13 protein-coding genes are annotated in these 17,996 nt (G+C 67.1%); 4 read left to right on the top strand and 9 right to left on the bottom strand.

What is annotated here, in order from left to right:
• From P0Y50_07960 to P0Y50_07945, 4 genes are all read left to right on the top strand, one after another.
• Complete coding sequence (locus P0Y50_07960; GenBank protein ID WEK38489.1) at window positions 1–741, top strand: TonB family protein; 741 nt, start codon at window positions 1–3, stop codon at window positions 739–741.
• A 255-nt stretch (window positions 742–996) separates the two neighbouring features.
• Window positions 997–3,279, top strand: coding sequence for a TonB-dependent receptor (locus P0Y50_07955; GenBank protein ID WEK38488.1), 2,283 nt, complete (start codon window positions 997–999; stop codon window positions 3,277–3,279).
• The gene (locus P0Y50_07950) at window positions 3,276–3,854 is read left to right on the top strand and encodes a hypothetical protein (GenBank protein ID WEK38487.1); all 579 of its coding nucleotides are present in this window, start codon (window positions 3,276–3,278) and stop codon (window positions 3,852–3,854) included. The genes P0Y50_07955 and P0Y50_07950 overlap by 4 nt, the downstream gene beginning before the upstream one ends.
• Complete coding sequence (locus P0Y50_07945; protein ID WEK38486.1) at window positions 3,854–5,362, top strand: PepSY-associated TM helix domain-containing protein; 1,509 nt, start codon at window positions 3,854–3,856, stop codon at window positions 5,360–5,362. Before P0Y50_07950 ends, P0Y50_07945 begins: the two co-directional genes overlap by 1 nt.
• A gap of 118 nt (window positions 5,363–5,480) precedes the next feature.
• Here P0Y50_07945 and P0Y50_07940 read toward each other — a convergent pair whose 3' ends face one another.
• From P0Y50_07940 to P0Y50_07900, 9 genes are all read right to left on the bottom strand, one after another.
• Complete coding sequence (locus tag P0Y50_07940) at window positions 5,481–5,783, bottom strand: DUF2149 domain-containing protein (protein ID WEK38485.1); 303 nt, start codon at window positions 5,781–5,783, stop codon at window positions 5,481–5,483.
• On the bottom strand, window positions 5,783–6,259 hold the full coding sequence (locus P0Y50_07935) for a MotA/TolQ/ExbB proton channel family protein (protein ID WEK38484.1): 477 nt from the start codon (window positions 6,257–6,259) through the stop codon (window positions 5,783–5,785). The genes P0Y50_07940 and P0Y50_07935 overlap by 1 nt, the downstream gene beginning before the upstream one ends.
• Window positions 6,246–10,097, bottom strand: coding sequence for a cobaltochelatase subunit CobN (gene cobN, locus P0Y50_07930; GenBank protein WEK38483.1), 3,852 nt, complete (start codon window positions 10,095–10,097; stop codon window positions 6,246–6,248). Before cobN ends, P0Y50_07935 begins: the two co-directional genes overlap by 14 nt.
• Before the next feature lie 4 nt (window positions 10,098–10,101).
• Window positions 10,102–12,060: a TonB-dependent receptor gene (locus P0Y50_07925; GenBank protein ID WEK38482.1), complete on the bottom strand. Its 1,959-nt coding sequence runs from the start codon at window positions 12,058–12,060 to the stop codon at window positions 10,102–10,104.
• A 215-nt stretch (window positions 12,061–12,275) separates the two neighbouring features.
• Entirely contained in the window at window positions 12,276–13,325 is a 1,050-nt protein-coding gene (locus P0Y50_07920; protein WEK38481.1) for a phosphotransferase family protein, read from the bottom strand.
• A 4-nt stretch (window positions 13,326–13,329) separates the two neighbouring features.
• A complete protein-coding gene (locus P0Y50_07915; GenBank protein WEK38480.1) occupies window positions 13,330–14,511 on the bottom strand; it encodes an acyl-CoA dehydrogenase in 1,182 nt (393 codons plus the stop codon).
• Window positions 14,512–14,651: 140 nt separating this feature from the next.
• Entirely contained in the window at window positions 14,652–15,785 is a 1,134-nt protein-coding gene (locus P0Y50_07910; protein ID WEK38479.1) for an acyl-CoA dehydrogenase family protein, read from the bottom strand.
• Between the two features lie 37 nt (window positions 15,786–15,822).
• A complete protein-coding gene (locus P0Y50_07905; GenBank protein ID WEK38478.1) occupies window positions 15,823–16,605 on the bottom strand; it encodes an SDR family oxidoreductase in 783 nt (260 codons plus the stop codon).
• Between the two features lie 25 nt (window positions 16,606–16,630).
• Window positions 16,631–17,890 carry an acetyl-CoA C-acetyltransferase gene (locus P0Y50_07900; protein WEK38477.1) on the bottom strand — a complete coding sequence of 420 codons (1,260 nt, stop codon included), beginning with the start codon at window positions 17,888–17,890 and terminating at the stop codon, window positions 16,631–16,633.
• Window positions 17,891–17,996 lie beyond the last annotated feature (106 nt).

Raw genomic sequence — 17,996 nt, 5'->3', positions numbered from 1 at the left:
ATGCGCGGACATACCCTCCAGATTCCGCTGCGGGGTTTTGTCGTTCTGTCGGTGACGGCCGCCCACGCGGCCCTGTTTCTGGCGAACCTGCCGCCCGAACACCCGGCCCTGCAAACGCAAGGGGGCGCGCCGGTCGTCAATCTGACGCTGGAGCCTTCGCCCCGCTTCGATGACACGTCTTCAGCCGCCAGCCAGGTCGCGCGCCCCGCCCCGGCCGCTTCGTCGAAACGGCCTGCGCCCCAGCCCAAACCCCGCCAGCCGCTCCTGCATCCCTTGGCGCCCGAAATGGTGTCCGTGTCTCCAGACCCGGCGCCCCGGTATGTCGCACAACCGCCGACATCATCCGTCGCCAGCATCGCGCCCGACGTGCCTAGCTTGACCTGGAACAGCGACATCGCCCCCTCCCGCGCCGGCCGGACGCAGGGCGGCGGCGCCCGCACCCTGGGCGCGACCGCCACCCCGGACGAGGATCGTTACGCCGCCCGCGTGATCGCCTGGGTCGAGGCGCACAAGGGTCGTGCGGCCGGACGAAGCACGGGCGTCGCCACCATTCGCTTTGTTCTGAACCGTAGGGGCGGCGTCGATGACAGCGCCGTATTCGCCACCAGCGGCGATCCGGGCCTGGACGCCCTGGCGCTTGACGCGATCCGAAACGCCACGCCCTTCCCGCGCGCGCCCAGAACCGCCGACTGGCGCACGCGGACATTCTTCGTGCGCATCGACTATCGTCGCAAAGCTTAGGCCCCATCGATAGTCCGCCTCGAAACCTCATTCGCGGTGTCAAAAACACGAAAAGGCAAACCGGCAGGCGGCGCCCGGCGTCGAATGCGTGCGAAAGTGTTCCGGGTTCCTCGCCCATGCTAGCCTCGCAATACCCATCCGACGCGGTTCATGACCGATCCCCTATCATTATGGCGATGGGCGAGGACAGGAAAATGCGATTGACTTGCAAAACTATTCTCATTAGCCCGCTCCAGTCATTCGCGGAGGGGCGTCATGTCAGGCAATCAAGGGTTACTGCTGGCCGGCGTTGGGCTGGCGGCTCTTCTGACAGCGGGTTCCGCTAGCGCACAGTCGCAGTCCGAGGCGACCGCGCTGGAAGAGATCATCGTCACCGGCGAAAAAACCGATCGCGCGCTTCAGGACACGCCGACCAGCGTGGGTGTCACCACCGCGCGCCGCATCGAACGCGAGGCCATCCAGACCCTGGGCGAGGTGTTCGAGCGGACGGCGAACCTGACCGAAACCTTTGGCCACGCGGGTTTCACCATTCGCGGCATCGGAAATCAGGGCGTGTCGGGCGGCGGGGACGCAGCCCTGGCGACCATCTATGTGGACGGCGCGCCCATGCCGCCCACCCTGACCTTTTCTGGTCCGACCGACGCCTGGGACGTGCGCCAGATCGAGATCTTCCGGGGTCCCCAATCCACGCTGCAGGGCCTGAACGCCCTGGCTGGCTCGGTGGTGATCCGCACGGTCGAGCCGGGGTTTGACTGGGACCTGCGCGCGCGGGCCATCATCGCCGATCCGAAGGAGACCGCTTTTGCGGTCGCCGGCGGCGGGCCGCTGATCAAGGACGAACTGGCGTTCCGCATATCGGCCGAGAAGCGGGACGGCGACGGCTTCGTTCACAACGAAACACGCGACGCCCCGGAAGACCCGATCGACAAGCTGACGGTGCGCGCCCGCCTGCTGTGGACGCCCAAGACCCTGCCGGGCTTTGAGGCGCGGCTGGGCTACACCCACTATGAAAGCGACGGCGGCTATCTGTTCGTTTACGCCAATACCGACGTGCCGAACTTCTACAAGAACCGCCGGGCCTTTTCGAACACGCCGGACAGCAGCCATATCGAGACGGACGTGACGACGCTGGAGCTGACCCAGGCCCTGTCGCCCTCTCTGACCCTGTCCAGCGCCACATCGTGGAGCGACGTCAAACAGTTCCAGCAGTTCGACAGCGACGCCACGGCCGCCAATCTGGGCTATGGCTTCAACGACTATGACTACACCACCCTGACGCAGGAGGTGCGGCTGAACTATCGCGGGTCGCGCGCGCACGGCCTGATCGGCGCCTTCTATTTCGACCGCGATCAGAAGCGCGATTCCGGCAGCCGCGCCTTCGTACCGACCCCGGTCAGCACGATCTTGGCCCTGCTTCAGGGCAGAGTGTCCACCGACGACGCGAAAAGGATTGCGGGAAACTATGTCAGCGCGCTGCCGGCCATTCCGGTCGATTATGCGGCTCAGTATCCCGTTCAGGTGACGACCTACGCCCTGTTCGGCGACGGGGAATGGTCGCTGAACGACCGCCTTTCGCTGGTCGGCGGCTTCCGCTGGGACCATGAAGAGAACACTGTCCAGGTCACGCAGACCGCCCTGTTCGCCGGCGTCTATCCCGATCCGGACGCCTTCGCCCCCGCCGGGACGCTGGAGAACGCCATAATCAGGGGCATCAACGCGGGCGTGGCGAGCATCGTGGGTCAGGCCAACTCCAACACGCCCGAGGAGACGCGCGACTTCGACGCCTTCCTGCCCAAGCTGGGCGTGCTCTATAAGCTGACGCCGGACATGACGGCGGGCTTCGTCGTCCAGCGGGGCTATCGCTCGGGCGGGTCCAGCGCCAATGTGGCGCGCTCTCAGGTCGTCGCCTATGACCCCGAATACACTTGGAACTATGAGGCGTCGTTGCGTTCGTCGTGGCTGGACGGCGCCCTGACCGTCAACGCCAACGCCTATTACATCGACTGGAAAGATCAGCAGGTGGCGGTCAACTTCGGTCTGAACCTGTATGACTATCACACGGTCAACGCCGGAAAGTCGCACCTTTACGGCTTCGAACTGGAGGCGACCCACCGGCTGTCCTCGGCGCTTCAGGTCTATGCCTCCGCCGGCTATTCCCGCACCAAGTTCGATGAGTTCGTGTCCCAGACGAACGGGACGGCCAGCGATCTGTCGGGCACGGAGTTCGCCTATGCCCCCCGCTGGACCCTAGCGGTGGGCGGCGACTATCGCTGGCGTTCGGGCTTCGTGGCCAATCTGAACGCCAACTACCGCTCGGAGGTCTTCACCGAGACCGGCATCTACCAGCCGGGCAGCCGGGTGGCCGCACGCACCCTGGTCAACGGGCGCTTCGGCTATGAAACCGAACGGTGGGGCGCCTATGTCTATGGCAAGAACCTGCTGGACGAGCAGTATCTCAGCTATGACCGATCATCGACGAACCAGGCGGTGCTGGGCGACCCGCGCGTCGTGGGCCTGATGCTTCAGGCCCGCTGGTGAGCCCGGAGCTGACGACGACCCTGTGGACCGTTCCCGTGCTGGCCGGGGCGCTGTGCGCCGCGCAGCTTCTGCGGCGCGCGTGGAACGACCGCACGGCCTCGCGGCCCGGCTGGATCATCGCCGGCTGGTCCGCCGTGGCCGTCGCCACCCTGTTCTCCGCCCTGGTCCTGGGCGGGGCGCGAGGCCCGTTCATCGCCTGGACGCTTGTTTCGGTCGCGGCCCTCGCCATCGTGGCCAGGGGCGTACAGGTCCGCGCCGCCCGCGAGCGCGCCGAGCGGGGCCTGGCGCCGGAACCGTCTGATCGGGTGTCCAAGGCCTGGCGCGGCTGGTTACGCGCCCTGCTGGCGGGACCGCTGGGCATGATCGCGGCCATGGGCATGGCCATCGCCTTCGTCGCCTTCTGTCCCGGCGCCGCCCAGACGCGGTTGATCCTCGGCGGGCTGATGGTGCCCGTGCTGTGGGGCGGGGCCATGGCCTGGACGCTGGCGGACGACAAGATTCTGCGCGCCACCGCCGTCCTGATCGGCGTCGCCGTGGCGACTTTCACCGCCGCCGTTCTGAAGGGCTTCTCGTGATGACCGATACGCCCCGGAAGCCCGGCAAGCCGATCTGGCCCAAGGTTCCCGCCGGTTTCGTGCGCTCGGTGCTTGCGGGTCACTCCGCCCTTGGCCTGGCCTTCGCGGCCCTGATCTATCTGGTCTGCTTCTCCGGCTCGGTCGCCGTTTTCGCGCGCGAGTTCCAGCGCTGGGAACAGGCCGACGCCCCCGCCCTCGTCCAGGTCACGCCCCGCGCGGTCCAGACGGTGATGCAGGAGGCGCTGAAACACGCCGGGGCGGACGTCGAACATATCTACATCACCCTGCCGACGCCCGACCTGCCGCGCCTGTCGGTCATGACGGACGCGCACGGCCAGCGTCACACCTATCTGGCGAACGCCTCGGGCCAGTTGGTCGAAGGGGGTGAAGCGGTCTGGACCGAGTTCATGACGCGGCTTCACATCCATCTGCACCTGCCCCAGACCTGGGGCATGTTCGTGGTCGGCCTGACCGGGGTGGCGCTGCTGTCGTCGCTGATCTCCGGGGTTCTGGCCCACCCGCGGGTGTTCAAGGACGCCTTCCACCTGCGCTGGGGCGGTTCAAAACGCCTGCAGGAGGCCGACATTCACAACCGGCTCGGCGTCTGGGCCCTGCCCTTCCATGTGATCGTGTCCCTGACCGGCGCGCTGCTGGGTCTGACCACCCTCATCGTCGGCGTGCTGGCCATGGCCATGTTCCAGGGCGACACCTCAAAGGCCTATGCCCTGTTCCTGCCGCCGATCGTCGATGACCCGCGCCCGGCCGCCGCCCTGCCCGACCTGGTCGCAGCGATGGAGGCCACCCAGAGACTGGCGCCCGGCTCCCGCCCCACCTTCGTCGGCCTTGAGCACCCGACCGAGCGCGGACAGGCCGTGATGGTCAATGTCGCCACGCCCAACACCCTGGTTTCGGGACAGACCTATTATTTCGACGGTCGGGGCCAGACGCTCGGCGGGGTCAAACGCGACAAGCCTGTTCTGGGCGAGAAGATCCAGAGATCGCTGGGCCCTCTGCATTTCGGCTGGTACGGCGGCATCGTCATCAAACTGGCCTATGGCCTGCTCGGCCTGGCCCTGACCTCGGTCACGGCCAGCGGCGTCGCCATCTGGCTGGCGCGGCGTCGCGACAAGGGCCGACCGGCGCCGCGTTGGGAACGCCTGTGGATCGGCACGGTCTGGAGCCAGCCTCTGGCCTTCGCCGCCTCGGCCCTGGCGACGATCGGACTGGAGGCGGGCCGACTGGGGGCGAGCGATGCCGTCGCGGTCGCCGTTTGGGCCGCCGTCACCCTGGTCACGATCGCCGCCTCGTTGGCGTTCGAGCCCGCGCGACTGTCGCGCCTGCTGCGCCGCGCCTCGGCGGCCTTGATCGCGGCGACCGTCGGCCTTCATCTGATCCGCTACGGCGGCGTCTACGCCGATCCCGCCGCCTGGGGCGTGCAACTGGCGCTGCTGGGCGTCGCCGCAGCCCTTATTCTGACGACGCTGCCTCGGCGAAAGTCGGCGACTTAGCGGTGATTTTGGCGCGTTCGGTCCCACGACCGAACGCGTCGCCCGACACGCGCGCCCATAGTCGCCGGATCGTCTCGTACGGACTGCCGGTTTCTACAGGTCCTTGTTCACAAACCCTCTATTCCGGCACATAGATCAGGTTGCCGTTCGGCAGGCGATAGGCGGACCCGGCCTTTTCGCCCTGGCCCTCGCCGATCTGACCCTGGGATTCGTAGCGGGTCAGGTCTTCGCCTTCCTTGACCGTGATCCGCATATTGGCCTCGCCCGGATTCTCGATCACCACCAGATTGCGGGCGTTGAAGGGGTTCAGCGGGTTCTGGACCAGCACGACCAGCAGTATGGCGATGATGACCACGAACAGGTCCACCAGATTGACGACCGAACTGATGGGATCATCGTCGTCCTCGTCCAGGAAACGCATCAACGGCTCTCCCGCGCGCGCTCGATGGCCCGCAGGTCCTGCAGCAGCCAACGGCGACGCACCGTAAGGACATAATGGGCGATGCTGGCCGCGATCAGCGCCAGGGTGACGCCCGAGAAGGCCACCACCATGTTCTGCCCGACACCCGATGCGTCGCCACGCCCCAGGGACAACAGGGCCGGTCCCATCGGGATCATGGTGGCGACCAGGCCCAGCATCGGCGCGCTGCGCGACACGATGCGCAGACCCTCCAGGTCTTTCAGGATCATCAGTTCCAGGTCGTCACTGGCGGCGTCCGTCCGGGCCTGACGACGCGACAGCGACGAGCGCCAGCCGGGACGTCGGCGTTGCACGGCCTCGACGACAAAGGCCCCCAGGGCGAAGACGGCGTACAGCAGGGCGGCCAGGATCAGGACCAGGGCCGGGATGAGGAACAGGCTGGAGACCTGATAGAGACCGGCTTCAAGTTGAGGCATGGGCGAACTTTCGACGGAAGAAGAGACGGCTGGCGCCGCCGGCGAGAAAGACGAGAACAAGGATCAGACCACCCCAGGGCGCAGGCGAAGCGGGGGGCGCGGGGGGGGTGATCCTTTCCAGAACCTGGCCGCGAATCCTGTTGGGGGCCGCCGGCGGCGCCGCTTGCGCCGTCGTGGGGGCCGAGCCCGTGTCAGGCGCAGTCGCCGCCGCCTGCGCTGTCAGCCCGCCGCGACCGAAGCCGGCGGCTGCTGCGCGGGGCGCGGGGGCGCCGATCTGGGCCAGACGCGCGTCCAATTCACGGCGGGTCTGGTCGTCCGGCGTCCAGAACCCCTTGCCGATCGCGTCCTTCAGGCGATTCAGAACCTGCCGCTCGGCCGAGGGATTGTTCGCCGCGAACCAGTCCCGCACGCCCAGGCCGCGTTCATCGCGGACATAGACGTCATGCAGGGCCTGCCATTGATCCGGCCGAACCATGCCGGGCGCCGTCGCCTGCCAGCCGAACAGATTGTCGGCAAGATCGACCACCGCCAGGGTTCCGGCATAGCCTTCGGCCTGCATGGCCTTGATCCAGCTGCGGTTCAGGTAGCGGCTGCGCATTTCGGCGGCCAGAAAATCGCGCGCCGCGACCGTCGTGGGCGCGCCCGCGCGCGCGTCGGTGATGTAGAGCGACGGCGCCGTCCCGCCCGCGCGACGGATGGCCAGCGACAGGCCGCCCAGATATTCGAACGGATGGTCGGTCGACAGGACGCCGTGCAGATTGCTGGAGCGCGACAGGGCGGCGGCCTGCACCCCGGCCAGTTGGGCGGCGAAGACGTCGGCGCCCTGAACCTTGGCGCCCCAACGGCCCGCGCCATAGACATAGCCCAACCGATCCAGGAACGGGTCCGCCAGGGCGGCCGGATCGTCCCAGCCCGCCGTATCCCGCACGGCGTCGGGCAGGCCGCTGCCGTAATCGCCGGGCGCATTGCTGAAGATGCGCGCCCGCCCCAGCGTCGTCGCCGTCTCGGCCTCGACTCCTTCGGCCATCAGGCGCCGGGCGGCGATCCGACTGTTTTCGGCGACCGGATCGTTCGGCTCGTCCAGGGCGACGATGCGATCCACCGCATCGGCCAGAAGGCGCAGGAAGCCGTCGAACTGATCGCGATAGACCCCGGTCGCGTGAACGACGACGTCGATGCGCGGCCGGCCCAGCTCCGCCGCCGGGATGATGTCCAGGGCGACCACCCGCCCGCCGTCGTCCCAGCGGGGACGCAGGCCCAGAGCCTGCAGGATCTCGCCCTCGGGCAGGCCAAGGGTGCGGATGGTTTCGGATGACCACAGGGTGATCGCCAGCTTGGTCAAAGGCCGCCCCTGATGGTCGTCGGCATAGGCGTCCGCCAGGGTCTTCAGGGCGCCGGCTGCGGCGGCATAGGCGGCGGGGGCGGGCATCTTGTCCGGCTCGAAGGCGTAGAGGTTGCGCCCACCGACGGCGTCGGGATTGCGGATGGGATCGCCGCCTTCGCCTGGCCGAACGAACCGGCCCGCCAGGGCCTGAAGCAGCCCCTCGGTCTCGCCGGTCTCGGCCAGACGCTGATCCAGCAATCTCGCGCGCGTCAGCGGCTCACGCATTGGGGCTTCGGCCGTCTCGATCGGCAGGCCGTCCCGCAGATAGGATTTCAGGATGGTGAAGGCGCGGCTGGACCGCAGGCCCGCCTCGTCCCTGGCCATTGTCTCGGTGTCGTCCTCGCCCAGGGCGTCGAAGAAGGGGCGGCCCAACTGCTGCAGCACCGTCGTCAGACGATGGTCCGGCGAGGCCGGACGGCCGAAGGTGTGCAATCCCATTGGCGTCGGCGCCCCGCCCACCTGATGCAGATAGTCGTGAAGCTCGCCCAGGAAGACCGGCAGGTCCGCGCGCGCCCTGGCCGGGGTCCAGCCCATGTCCGCATCAATGTGTCGCTGGGCCGCAAGGCTCAGAATCTGGTCGCCCACCGCGTCGCGCACCGCCCCTTCGTCCACCAGAAGATATTGATGGATCAGGTCGTGCAGGGTCTTCAGCTCGTCATTCAGCCCGGCGGGCGCGAACGGCGGGGTCTGGTGGCTGACGGTCACGGCGCGACCCCGGCGCTTGGCCTGGGTGGCCTCGCCGACATTGTCCTGAATATAGGGATAGATGACCGGCAGGTCGCCCAGCGCCAGAAAGGCGTCGTCGGCGACCGAAAGCCCGCGATCCTTGCCGGGCAGGAACTCCTGCGTGCCATGGGTTCCCAGATGGATCAGGGCGTCCGCCCCGCTGACCTCGCGCACCCACAGATAGGCCGCAAGATAGAGGTGGTCCGGCGGCACGGCGGTGTCATGATAAGCCTCTCCCACCCGCGCGGCCCGCGGCGGCTGCGGCATGACGGTCAGGGCGCCGTCCTGGAAGGCGGGGATCAGGAAGACCGGCTCGCCATTCACCGTCCGCACCGCCCAATGCCGCGCCGGATCGCCCCAGCGCGCCAGGATCGGGTCGCGGCTGGCCGCCGGCAAGGCGTCCAGCCAGGCGCGGTATCGGGCCACCGGCAGGGTCGCCACCAAGCCCTGAGCCGACAGGTCGTCCAGCGTCTCATGTCGATAGAAGGCGCCCAGCATGGCGCGGGCCGCCTCGATCCAACGGGCCTCCGCAAGGGGCGGAACAGCATAGCCGGCGGCGTTCAGATCCGTGCTCATGGCCTCCAGACTGCGCGGGACATTGAGGTTCGAGGCCGAAATGTTCGCTTCCCCGCCCGGATGGTTCCAGAACATCAGGGCCAGCCGTTTTTCGGCGTTGGGCGTGCGGCGCAGGGCGACCTGACGCGCAGCGCGGGCGGCGACGGCCTCGATCTGTTCGGGGATGGGAACAAGCGCGCCCCGATCGACGGCGGAGACGATCATCGGATCGCTCATCCCCCAGGTCTCGGCGGGGGCCATAAGGGCGGCGGCCGAACGGCTGTTCAGGCCCGCCGAAGCCGCACGCCAGGCGGCGGCGTCCCCTTCGCGATAGGAAAAGGTCATGACGGCGGGCACGTCCAGTTCGACCAGTTGATCGCGGATTACGCCCCCGGCGACGATATGCTGGGTGTTGATCAACAGATCCGGATTCAAAGGCCGCACCGCCTCGATCAGGCCACGGGGCAGACGCTGGTCGAACCACACGGCCACGCCGTCGACGCCATGCGCGTCCAAAGCGGCGATCAGGGCGTCGACCACGCCCGTATCATCGTCCGCTATCGTCGAACTGCTGATCAGTATGGCGGCGCGGGGCCGGTCGGGCCGGGTTGTCCGCCAGGCGGTGAAAGCATCGGGCGCATAGGTCGGCGCGGCCGGATGATAATAGCCGACCGCGCCCAGCGGGGCGGGCGGCGGCACGGCCGACAGGTCGCCGCCCGTCTTCCATTGTTTCAGATAGGCGAACAGGGCGGTGAAGTTCCGCCTCCCGCCGGCGGCGTAATAGGCCGCGATCCGGCGCGCGACCTCTGGCGACAGACCGCCAAACGCGGGCGGGCCGCCGCCGATCCGCACCCAGGGCCGGTCCTGCGCGCGCAACGCCTCGCCGATGCGCGCCTCCACCGCCTCCGCATCGGCCGGACGCGGCGTGTCCAGAATGATCAGGTCCGCATCGCCCCAGATCGCGGACGGGGGCGGCGCAGACACGGACGATCCGCGCACCGTCACGCCCTCTGACCCCGCGAAGGCGGCCAACCGCTCATATTTGGCGGGCAGGACGAAGTCGCTGCCGATCACCTGAACCTTCACGGTCGGCGCCGACTGGGCGATCGCCGCGCCCCCGACGGCCATGACGCCCAGGACCGCGAGCAACAGCGCGTGAACAAGCCGCTTCAACAGCTTAGAAACCCGCCGTGAAGCTGAGGTAGTAGAAGCGGCCCGGCTCGGCGAATGAGAAATAGGACGATTCATCGGCCAGCCGCACGTCGCCCAGGTTCTGCACCCCCGCCCGGACCCACAGATTCTCCTCCAGCCGCAGCCCGCCTTCCAGCGACACAAGGGTGTAGTCCGGCACGCCGTACTGGACGGAGTTCGACAGCATTTGCTGCTCACCCACATATTCGCCGCGCACCTGTACGAAGCGACGATCGTCAGGCTCCCAGCGCAGGGTCGCATGGCCACTGTGGCGCGGGCGTTCCGACAGGACCTGTTTCGTCGTCCGGTTCTCGCTGTCCAGATAGGTGTAGTCGCCGCGCAGGCTGAACCCGGCAGGGAGCCGCGTCTCGCCGCCCAGCTCCAGACCGGTGATCCGGGCCTCGTTGATGTTCTGATACAGCCGCACCTCACGCCCACGCACGCCGCAGAAGGCCGTGCAGCGCGTCTCGATCAGGTTCTCGATGTCGTTGACGAAGCCGCCCAGATGCACCGCCCAACCATCGCGCCGATAGTCCGCCGACGCCTCATAGGATGTGCCCACCTCAGGCTTCAGGTCGGGGTTGCCATAGATGGTGAAACGCCCCCCGGCGGCCACGGTCACGAACTCGGACGACAGCTGTTTCAGGCTGGGCGACTTGAAGCCCCGGCCGCCCCCGCCCTTCAGGGTCAGACCCGCGACCGGCGTCCAGACGGCGTAGAGGCGTGGGCTGGTCTGCCACCCATACTGGTCGTGATGGTCGAAGCGGGCGCCGCCGGTCAAGGACAGCACGGGCGTCAAAGCCCATTCGTCCTGAGCGAAGATCGCATAGCGCTCGCTCGTCAGCCTGCCCGACACGGCCGCCGCTGCATCTTCAAGGTCTTCGCGCCGCCATTCGCCCCCAAGGCTGAAACGATGGCCGGCGATGGCGTCCAGGGTGGCGCGTCCGTCGACGATGTCTTCCTGCATGTCGACCGGGCGCGACGCCGTCTGGCCGTTGGTGACGGTGTTGGTCCGGTCCAGGGTCGAGCGATAGGCGCGAACCGCGGTCTCGCCCCACCCCCATCGTCCGGTGTGCGACAGGGCGTACTGCCGCCGTTCCACCGCGTCGGCATAGCGGTAATAGACCGGCCTGCCGCCTGTCGTGACGGTGTCGCGCTTGCGATCGTCGCGCCCGGCCAGAACGGTGAAGTCGATGCGCTGGGCCGCATCGGGCGTCCAGCTCAAGGTCGCCGATCCGGACAGGGATTCGCGGCCCTCCAGGTCCGACAGGCGGGCGTCGGCGGCCTGGGGCGTATCGCCCCGCGCCTTTGATTCCGCATAAAGGCTCAGACCCAGACGGTCGCGGATCAGCGGCCCGCCCGCATAGGCGCCGAGCTGATAGGTCTCGCCGCCGCGCCCATCCTCGCGCAGGCCGCCCATGGCCCGCAGACTGCCGCGCCAGGTGTCGGTCGCGCTGCGGGTGATGACGTTCACCACCCCGCCCAGGGCTTCTGAGCCATAGAGGGACGACATCGGGCCGCGCACGATCTCCACCCGGTCCATCGCCTCGACCGGGACCCAGTTCAGCTCGAAATCCGCGTGGGCGATGGCGCTGGCCGAACCGTTGACGCGCCGCCCGTCGACCAGAAACAGCGTGTGCTCGCTTGGCATGCCGCGAATGGAGATCCCGCGCCGCGTCAGACCGGCGCCGTTCACTGTCACCCCTGGCACGTCACGCAGGATATCGGTCAGATCCTGAACAGGTCGGCGCGACAGGGCCTGCTGATCCACCACCGTGACGCTTGCCGGCGCCGTCCGAAGCGCCCGGGGCGTCGCCGTGGCCGTCACCACGACGTCCGCCAGGGCCTGCGGTGCTTCGACCTCGATCTCGGCATGGGCCGACAGGCCCGGCCACGAGACGGCGACGAAGACGGCTGCACCGGATGCGGAACGAATAAATGACATGAACGACCCCTTTAGAAGGCCGCGTAATGTTATTACGTAACGTTTCTGTCAATCTCTTTTGGGTTTCGGGTGTGGACAGGCTTGGGACGACGCTGTCGCCATCGACCTGAGCGGGCTGGAACGCCTCGCGTCGTCCTGTGAACGCCGGATCGAACCACACGACCGCCTTTGAGACGCGAACAGAAGCCTCGTCACGCCGTCCCCGCGCCGTTCCGTCACAGCCTCTCGGCGATCCGGCGGGCCGCGGCGGCCAGGACATCCATCTGCGGGATCATGGCGCCGGCGTCGGCCGACGAGGCGTTGCCACGCAGCATGCGCCCCTTGATGCCGTGAATGATCGCCGCCAGCCGGAACAGGTTGAACACGATATAGGCGTCCAGATCGGGAATGGCGTTTCGCCCGGTTCGACGGCAGTAGGCGGCGACGTAGTCCGCCTCGCTGGGCAGACCCAGCGCTTCAAGGTCGTATCCAGCCAGGCCCCAGGGGATGTCGGCCGGCGCGCGGTACATCATCACATTGTAGGTGAAGTCGACGAGCGGATGGCCCAGCGTCGAAAGCTCCCAATCCAGCACCGCCGCCACCTCTGGCCGGGAGGGATGGAAGATGATGTTGTCCACGCGGAAATCGCCGTGGACGATGCGCATCTCTTCGTTGTCCGGCGCATGGGCGGGCAGCCACTCCACCAGGAAATCCATATCCGCCGTGCGCCCGGCCAAGGCATCGTCCTGATACTGGCGCGACCAGCGGTCAATCTGGCGGGCGAGGTAGCGCCCGGGGCGCCCATAGTCGCCCAGGCCGATGGCATTGGGATCGAGATTGTGAAGCCGAGCCAGCACGGCGTTCATCGCGTCCATGTGCGCCGGCCGAGCTTCACGCGGCGCTTCGGGGAAGGCGCTGTCCCAGAAAATGCGCCCGTCGATCAGGTCCATCACATAAAAGGCCGTCCCGATGACGTCGTCATCCAGACACAGGCCATGGACGTGCGGCGCGGGAAAACCCGCGCCTTCCAGAGCCTGCATGACGCGCGCTTCGCGATCGATCGCATGGGCGCCCTTCAGCAAGGGCCCAGCAGGCTTGCGACGCATCACATAGGATCGGTCAGGCGTTGAAAGCCGGAAGGTCGGATTGGACTGGCCGCCGCTGAACTGAGCCACATGCAGCGGCCCGGAAAAGCCGGGGATGTGGTCCGTCATCCAACGCGCCAGCGCCTCTTCGTCAAACCGCGCATTGCCGCGCACCGCTGTCGTCGCTCCGCCCACGCTCATGACGTCACTGCCCCTGAATGGCGTTGCGTTTGATGGTCTTGGCCAGGCTCCATTTATGGACCTCGGTAGGGCCGTCGTAGATGCGGAAGGCGCGAACCTCGCGGAACACCTGTTCGACGATGGTGTCGCCCGAGACGCCGGTTCCCCCCATGACCTGCACGCAGCGGTCGGCGACACGCATCAGCGCCTCGCTGACGGACACCTTGGCCATGGAGCTTTCGACCGTGCCCAGGGCGCCGGTGTCGAGAACATCGGCGCACCAGTCGATCATCAGTTCGGCCTGTTTCAGGTCGATCATGTTCTCGGCGAGCATGAATCCCACGCCCTCATGATCGATCAGGGCCTTGCCGAAGGCCTGCCGTCTGACTGCATAGGCGACGGCGATCTCCTGGGCGCGCGTACAGGCCCCCAGCCAGCGCATGCAGTGGGTCAATCGCGCGGGCGCAAGGCGCACCTGCGTCAGCTTGAACCCCTCGCCCGGCTGGCCCAGGACCTGATCGTGCGGCACCCGAAGATCGTCCAGGGCGACCACCGAATGGCCGCCCGGCATGGAACTGTCGATGGTGTCCAGCACGCGTTCGATCCTGACGGAAGGGTCGGGCAGGTCCGCGAGGAACAGGGTGGCCCCCTCCTCCGTGCGCGCCATGACGATCCCGACGCTGGCGCCCTGGGCGCCGGTGATGAACGCCTTTCGACCCCGGATCAGCCAATGGTCGCCATCACGGACGGCGGTGGTGCTGAGCAGCGACGGGTCGGAACCCGCGCCGCCATCCTCGGCCGGCTCGGTCATGAAGAAGGCCGACCGCGCACGCCCCCTGACCAGCGGATCGAGAAAGCGGCTCTTCTGGGCCGACGTCGCCACACGGCCCAACAGATACATATTGCCCTCGTCCGGCGCCGCCACATTGACCGCAACGGGGCCGAGCGGCGAAAGGCCGGCCGCCCGCAGCACACGGGCCGTTTGACGATGCGACAGATGACCGCCGTCGGACAGGATATGCGGCGTCATCAACCCAGCCTGTCGCGCCAGATCGCGCAATTCCTCGACCAGGTCTTCTGCCGGGCCATGCGCCCCCAGACGGGAATCCCGCTCATAGTTCGCGACCGTTTCGCGCACGAAGGCCTCGACACGCGCGGCGATCTGATCGCCGCGATCCTCGCGCGGCGCAGCGTCGGAAATCGTCATCTTCTACGGTCCTTCAAACTCAACGATACGGCTCTTCGTCCCACAACGGGCCAGCCTTGGCCACGACAACGTCGACGATGCCGTCCCTGACGCTGAACCGGATCGCCTGGCTCGTGACGGGAGGTCCCGTCTCGATGCCGTCATTGATCGAGAGTCCTGGCGATCAGGACCTTCATGATCTCGTTCGCGCCGCCATAGATGCGCTTGACCCGGACATCCTTGTACATCTGCGCGATGGGATATTCGGTCATGTACCCATAGCCCCCGAACAGTTGCAGACAGGCGTCGACGATCTTCTGGGCCCGCTCCGACACCCAGTATTTGGCCATGCTGGCGGTGGCCGCGTCCAGCGCGCCTTCGCCGAAACGCACGATGCAGTCATCGACGAAACTGCGCGCGATCGTCGCCTCGGTCTTGCATTCCGCCAGAACGAACTGCGTGTTCTGAAAGTCCAGAAGACGCTGTCCAAAGGCCCGGCGCTCGCGGACATAGGCGATGGTGTGATCCAGCGCGGCCTCCATGATCGCCACGCACTCGATGGCGATGATCAACCGCTCCTTCGGCAGTTCCTTCATCAGCTGATAAAGGCCCTGGCCTTCTTCGCCGCCCAGCAGGTTTTCGACCGGCACGCGGACACTGTCGAAGAAGAGCTCGGAAGTGTCGCCCATCTCCACCCCGATCTTGTCGAGGTTTCGTCCGCGACTGAATCCCGGCGCGTCGGCCGTGTCGACCAGCAGCAGCGAGATTCCCTTTCCACCCGCCTCGGGATCCGTCTTGGCGACGACGATGATCAACTCGGCCAGTTGGCCGTTGGTGATGAAGGTCTTCTGCCCTTGCAGGACGTAATGGTCCCCTTCACGGCGCGCCGTGGTTCGGATGCCCCTCAGATCGGATCCGGCGCCCGGTTCGGTCATGGCGACCGCCGTAATGCGTTCACCCGAGACGATCAGCGGCAGCCAGCGCTGTTTCTGGGCTTCCGTGCCGTACTTCTCGATGTAGGCGGCGCAGATGGCGTTGTGCAACGGGATCGCCCAGCCTTCGGCGCCGATCACCCCCAGGCGGCGCATGATCACCGCCTCATGGCGGAAATCGCCGCCCGCGCCGCCATAGTCGGGCGATACGGAGACGCCCAGGAGGCCCGCCTGCGCCGCCTCGGTCCAGGCGGCCCGGTCCACGATGCCGTCCCGGCGCCAGTCCTCCATCCGCTGCGCGGTCGCCGCTTCCGCGAAGAAGCGCGCGGTCGATTCCTCAAACAGGATCGTCTCTTCGTCCATCCATCGCGATGGAGCCGCGAAAACTCCCGACATCAGATCACCGGGGAGCCATGCGGATGCCGCCGTCCAGCCGCACGTCTTCGCCGTTGAAATAGCTGTTCTCGATCATGGTGAGCGCAAGATTGGCGTATTCACGCGGATCGCCGAGACGTTTGGGGAAGGGTACGGATGCGGCCAGGGCGTCCTTCACCGTCTGCGGGGCGCCCAGCATCAGCGGCGTATTGAAAATGCCGGGCAGGATGGTGTTGACCCGCACACCCTCTCCCATCAGGTCCCGCGCGATGGGAAGCGTCATACCCACGACGCCGCCCTTGGAGGCGGAATAGGCCGCCTGGCCCATCTGACCGTCCTCGGCGGCGACGCTGGCGGTCATGACCACAGCGCCCCTCTCGCCGTCCTCGAGCGGCGACAGCGTCAACATGCCTGCGGCCGCCTTGGCCACGCAGCGGAACGTGCCGACCAGGTTGATCTGAATCAGCCAGTTGAAGGCGTCGAGCGGGAAATGCTTGATGCTGCCGTCCTCTTTAGCGCGGCTGGCGGTCTTGATCGCATTGCCCGTACCGGCGCAACAGACCAGGATTCGTTCCTGACCATGGGCCGAGCGGGCCTTGGCGAATCCCGCATCGACGCTCTCGTCGCTGGTGACGTCGACCTTGCAGAACACGCCGCCGATGTCGGCGGCGACCGCCTGGCCCTTCTCGTCCTGAAGATCAAAGATGGCGACCTTGACGCCCTTGGCCGCCAGGGCGCGGGCCGTCGCTTCGCCCAGCCCCGATGCGCCGCCCGTGATGACCGCAGATACTGTGTCGTTGAGTTGCATGAAATTCCTCCCTTAGCTCGTCAGCTCAGCTGTCGATCCGTTCGATGATGATCGCCGGCGCCATGCCGCCTGCGGCGCACATGGTGACCAGGCCGTAGCGGCCGTTGGTCCGTTCAAGCTCGTCCAGGATGGCGCCGATCAACATCGCGCCGGTCGCGCCGATCGGATGGCCCAGCGCGATGGCGCCCCCGTTCACATTGACCTTGGCGGGATCAAGCCCCAGGTCCCGAATGAACTTCACGGCGACGACGGCGAAGGCTTCGTTGATCTCCCACAAGTCGATGTCATCGACCGTCAGGCCGGCCTTGGCCAGGACCTTGCGCGCCGCCGGAACCGGCGCATTCAACATCAGGGTCGGGTCATCGCCGAGGTTCGCCGTGGCCACGATCCGGGCCCGCGGCTTGAGGCCATTGCGTTCCGCATAGGCGCGAGACGCCACGACGATGGCTGCTGCGCCGTCCACGACGCCCGAGGAATTGCCGGCGTGATGGACCGGCTCGATCTTCAGATCGGGATAGCGGCGCTGAATCTGACCCCGGAAAGTGTGTCCCTGCTCGTCGTAGGCCCAGTCCGCCAGGGCGGTGAAGGCGGGCTTGAGTTGGCTCAGCCCCTCCAACGTCGTCTCAGGCCGGGGATATTCGTCGTGGTCCAGAATAATATTCCCGGCATCGTCCTTGACCGGCACGATCGACCGGTCGAAGCGGCCCTCATCCATCGCCACCTTGGCCCGCCGCTGGCTTTCCAGACCGAAGGCGTCCAGGGTTTCCCGGCTGATCCCCTCCAGGCTGGCGATGGCGTCGCCGCACACGCCCTGATGCGACTGTGGGTGGCGCGCATCCAGGTGTTCATTGGCCGAGCCCATCAGAGCAGGGGCAAAGCCCGCAGCCTGCTCTTCGGCGGCCACGGCATTGGTGTAGCTCATCATCTCGACGCCGCCGGCGATCACCAGATCCTCCATGCCGGACATCACCTGGGCGGCGGCGAGATTCACCGCGGTGATGCCGCCCCCGCAGAACCGGTCCAGGGTCATGCCGCTGGCCACGATGTCGTAGCCCGCGTCCAGCGCCGCCATGCGGCCCAGATCGCCGCCCTGCTTGCCCTTCTGCGTCGACGTCGACCAGATGACATCCTCGACGTCGGCCGTATTGAGGCCGTTTCGTTCAGCGACGGCCGCCAGCACGACCGCCGCCAGATGCTGGGGATGCAGATGCGCCAGCGCACCCTTTCCAACCTTGCCGATCCCTCGCGGCGTACGCACTGCGTCGATGATGAGCGCTTCGGACAACAGACATCTCCTGCAAATAGGCTGAAGTGTAATTGACCGATTAAATAACTATAGGCAACGCTTTTTACGCTGTCGCATCGCGTGAAGCCTCACCCACCGCCAGGAT

It is taken from the genome of Candidatus Brevundimonas colombiensis, assembly GCA_029202665.1.
Taxonomy (GTDB): Bacteria; Pseudomonadota; Alphaproteobacteria; order Caulobacterales; family Caulobacteraceae; genus Brevundimonas; species Brevundimonas colombiensis.
Note: the sequence above shows the minus strand (reverse complement) of the source record. Positions and strands in the feature narration are given on the sequence as shown.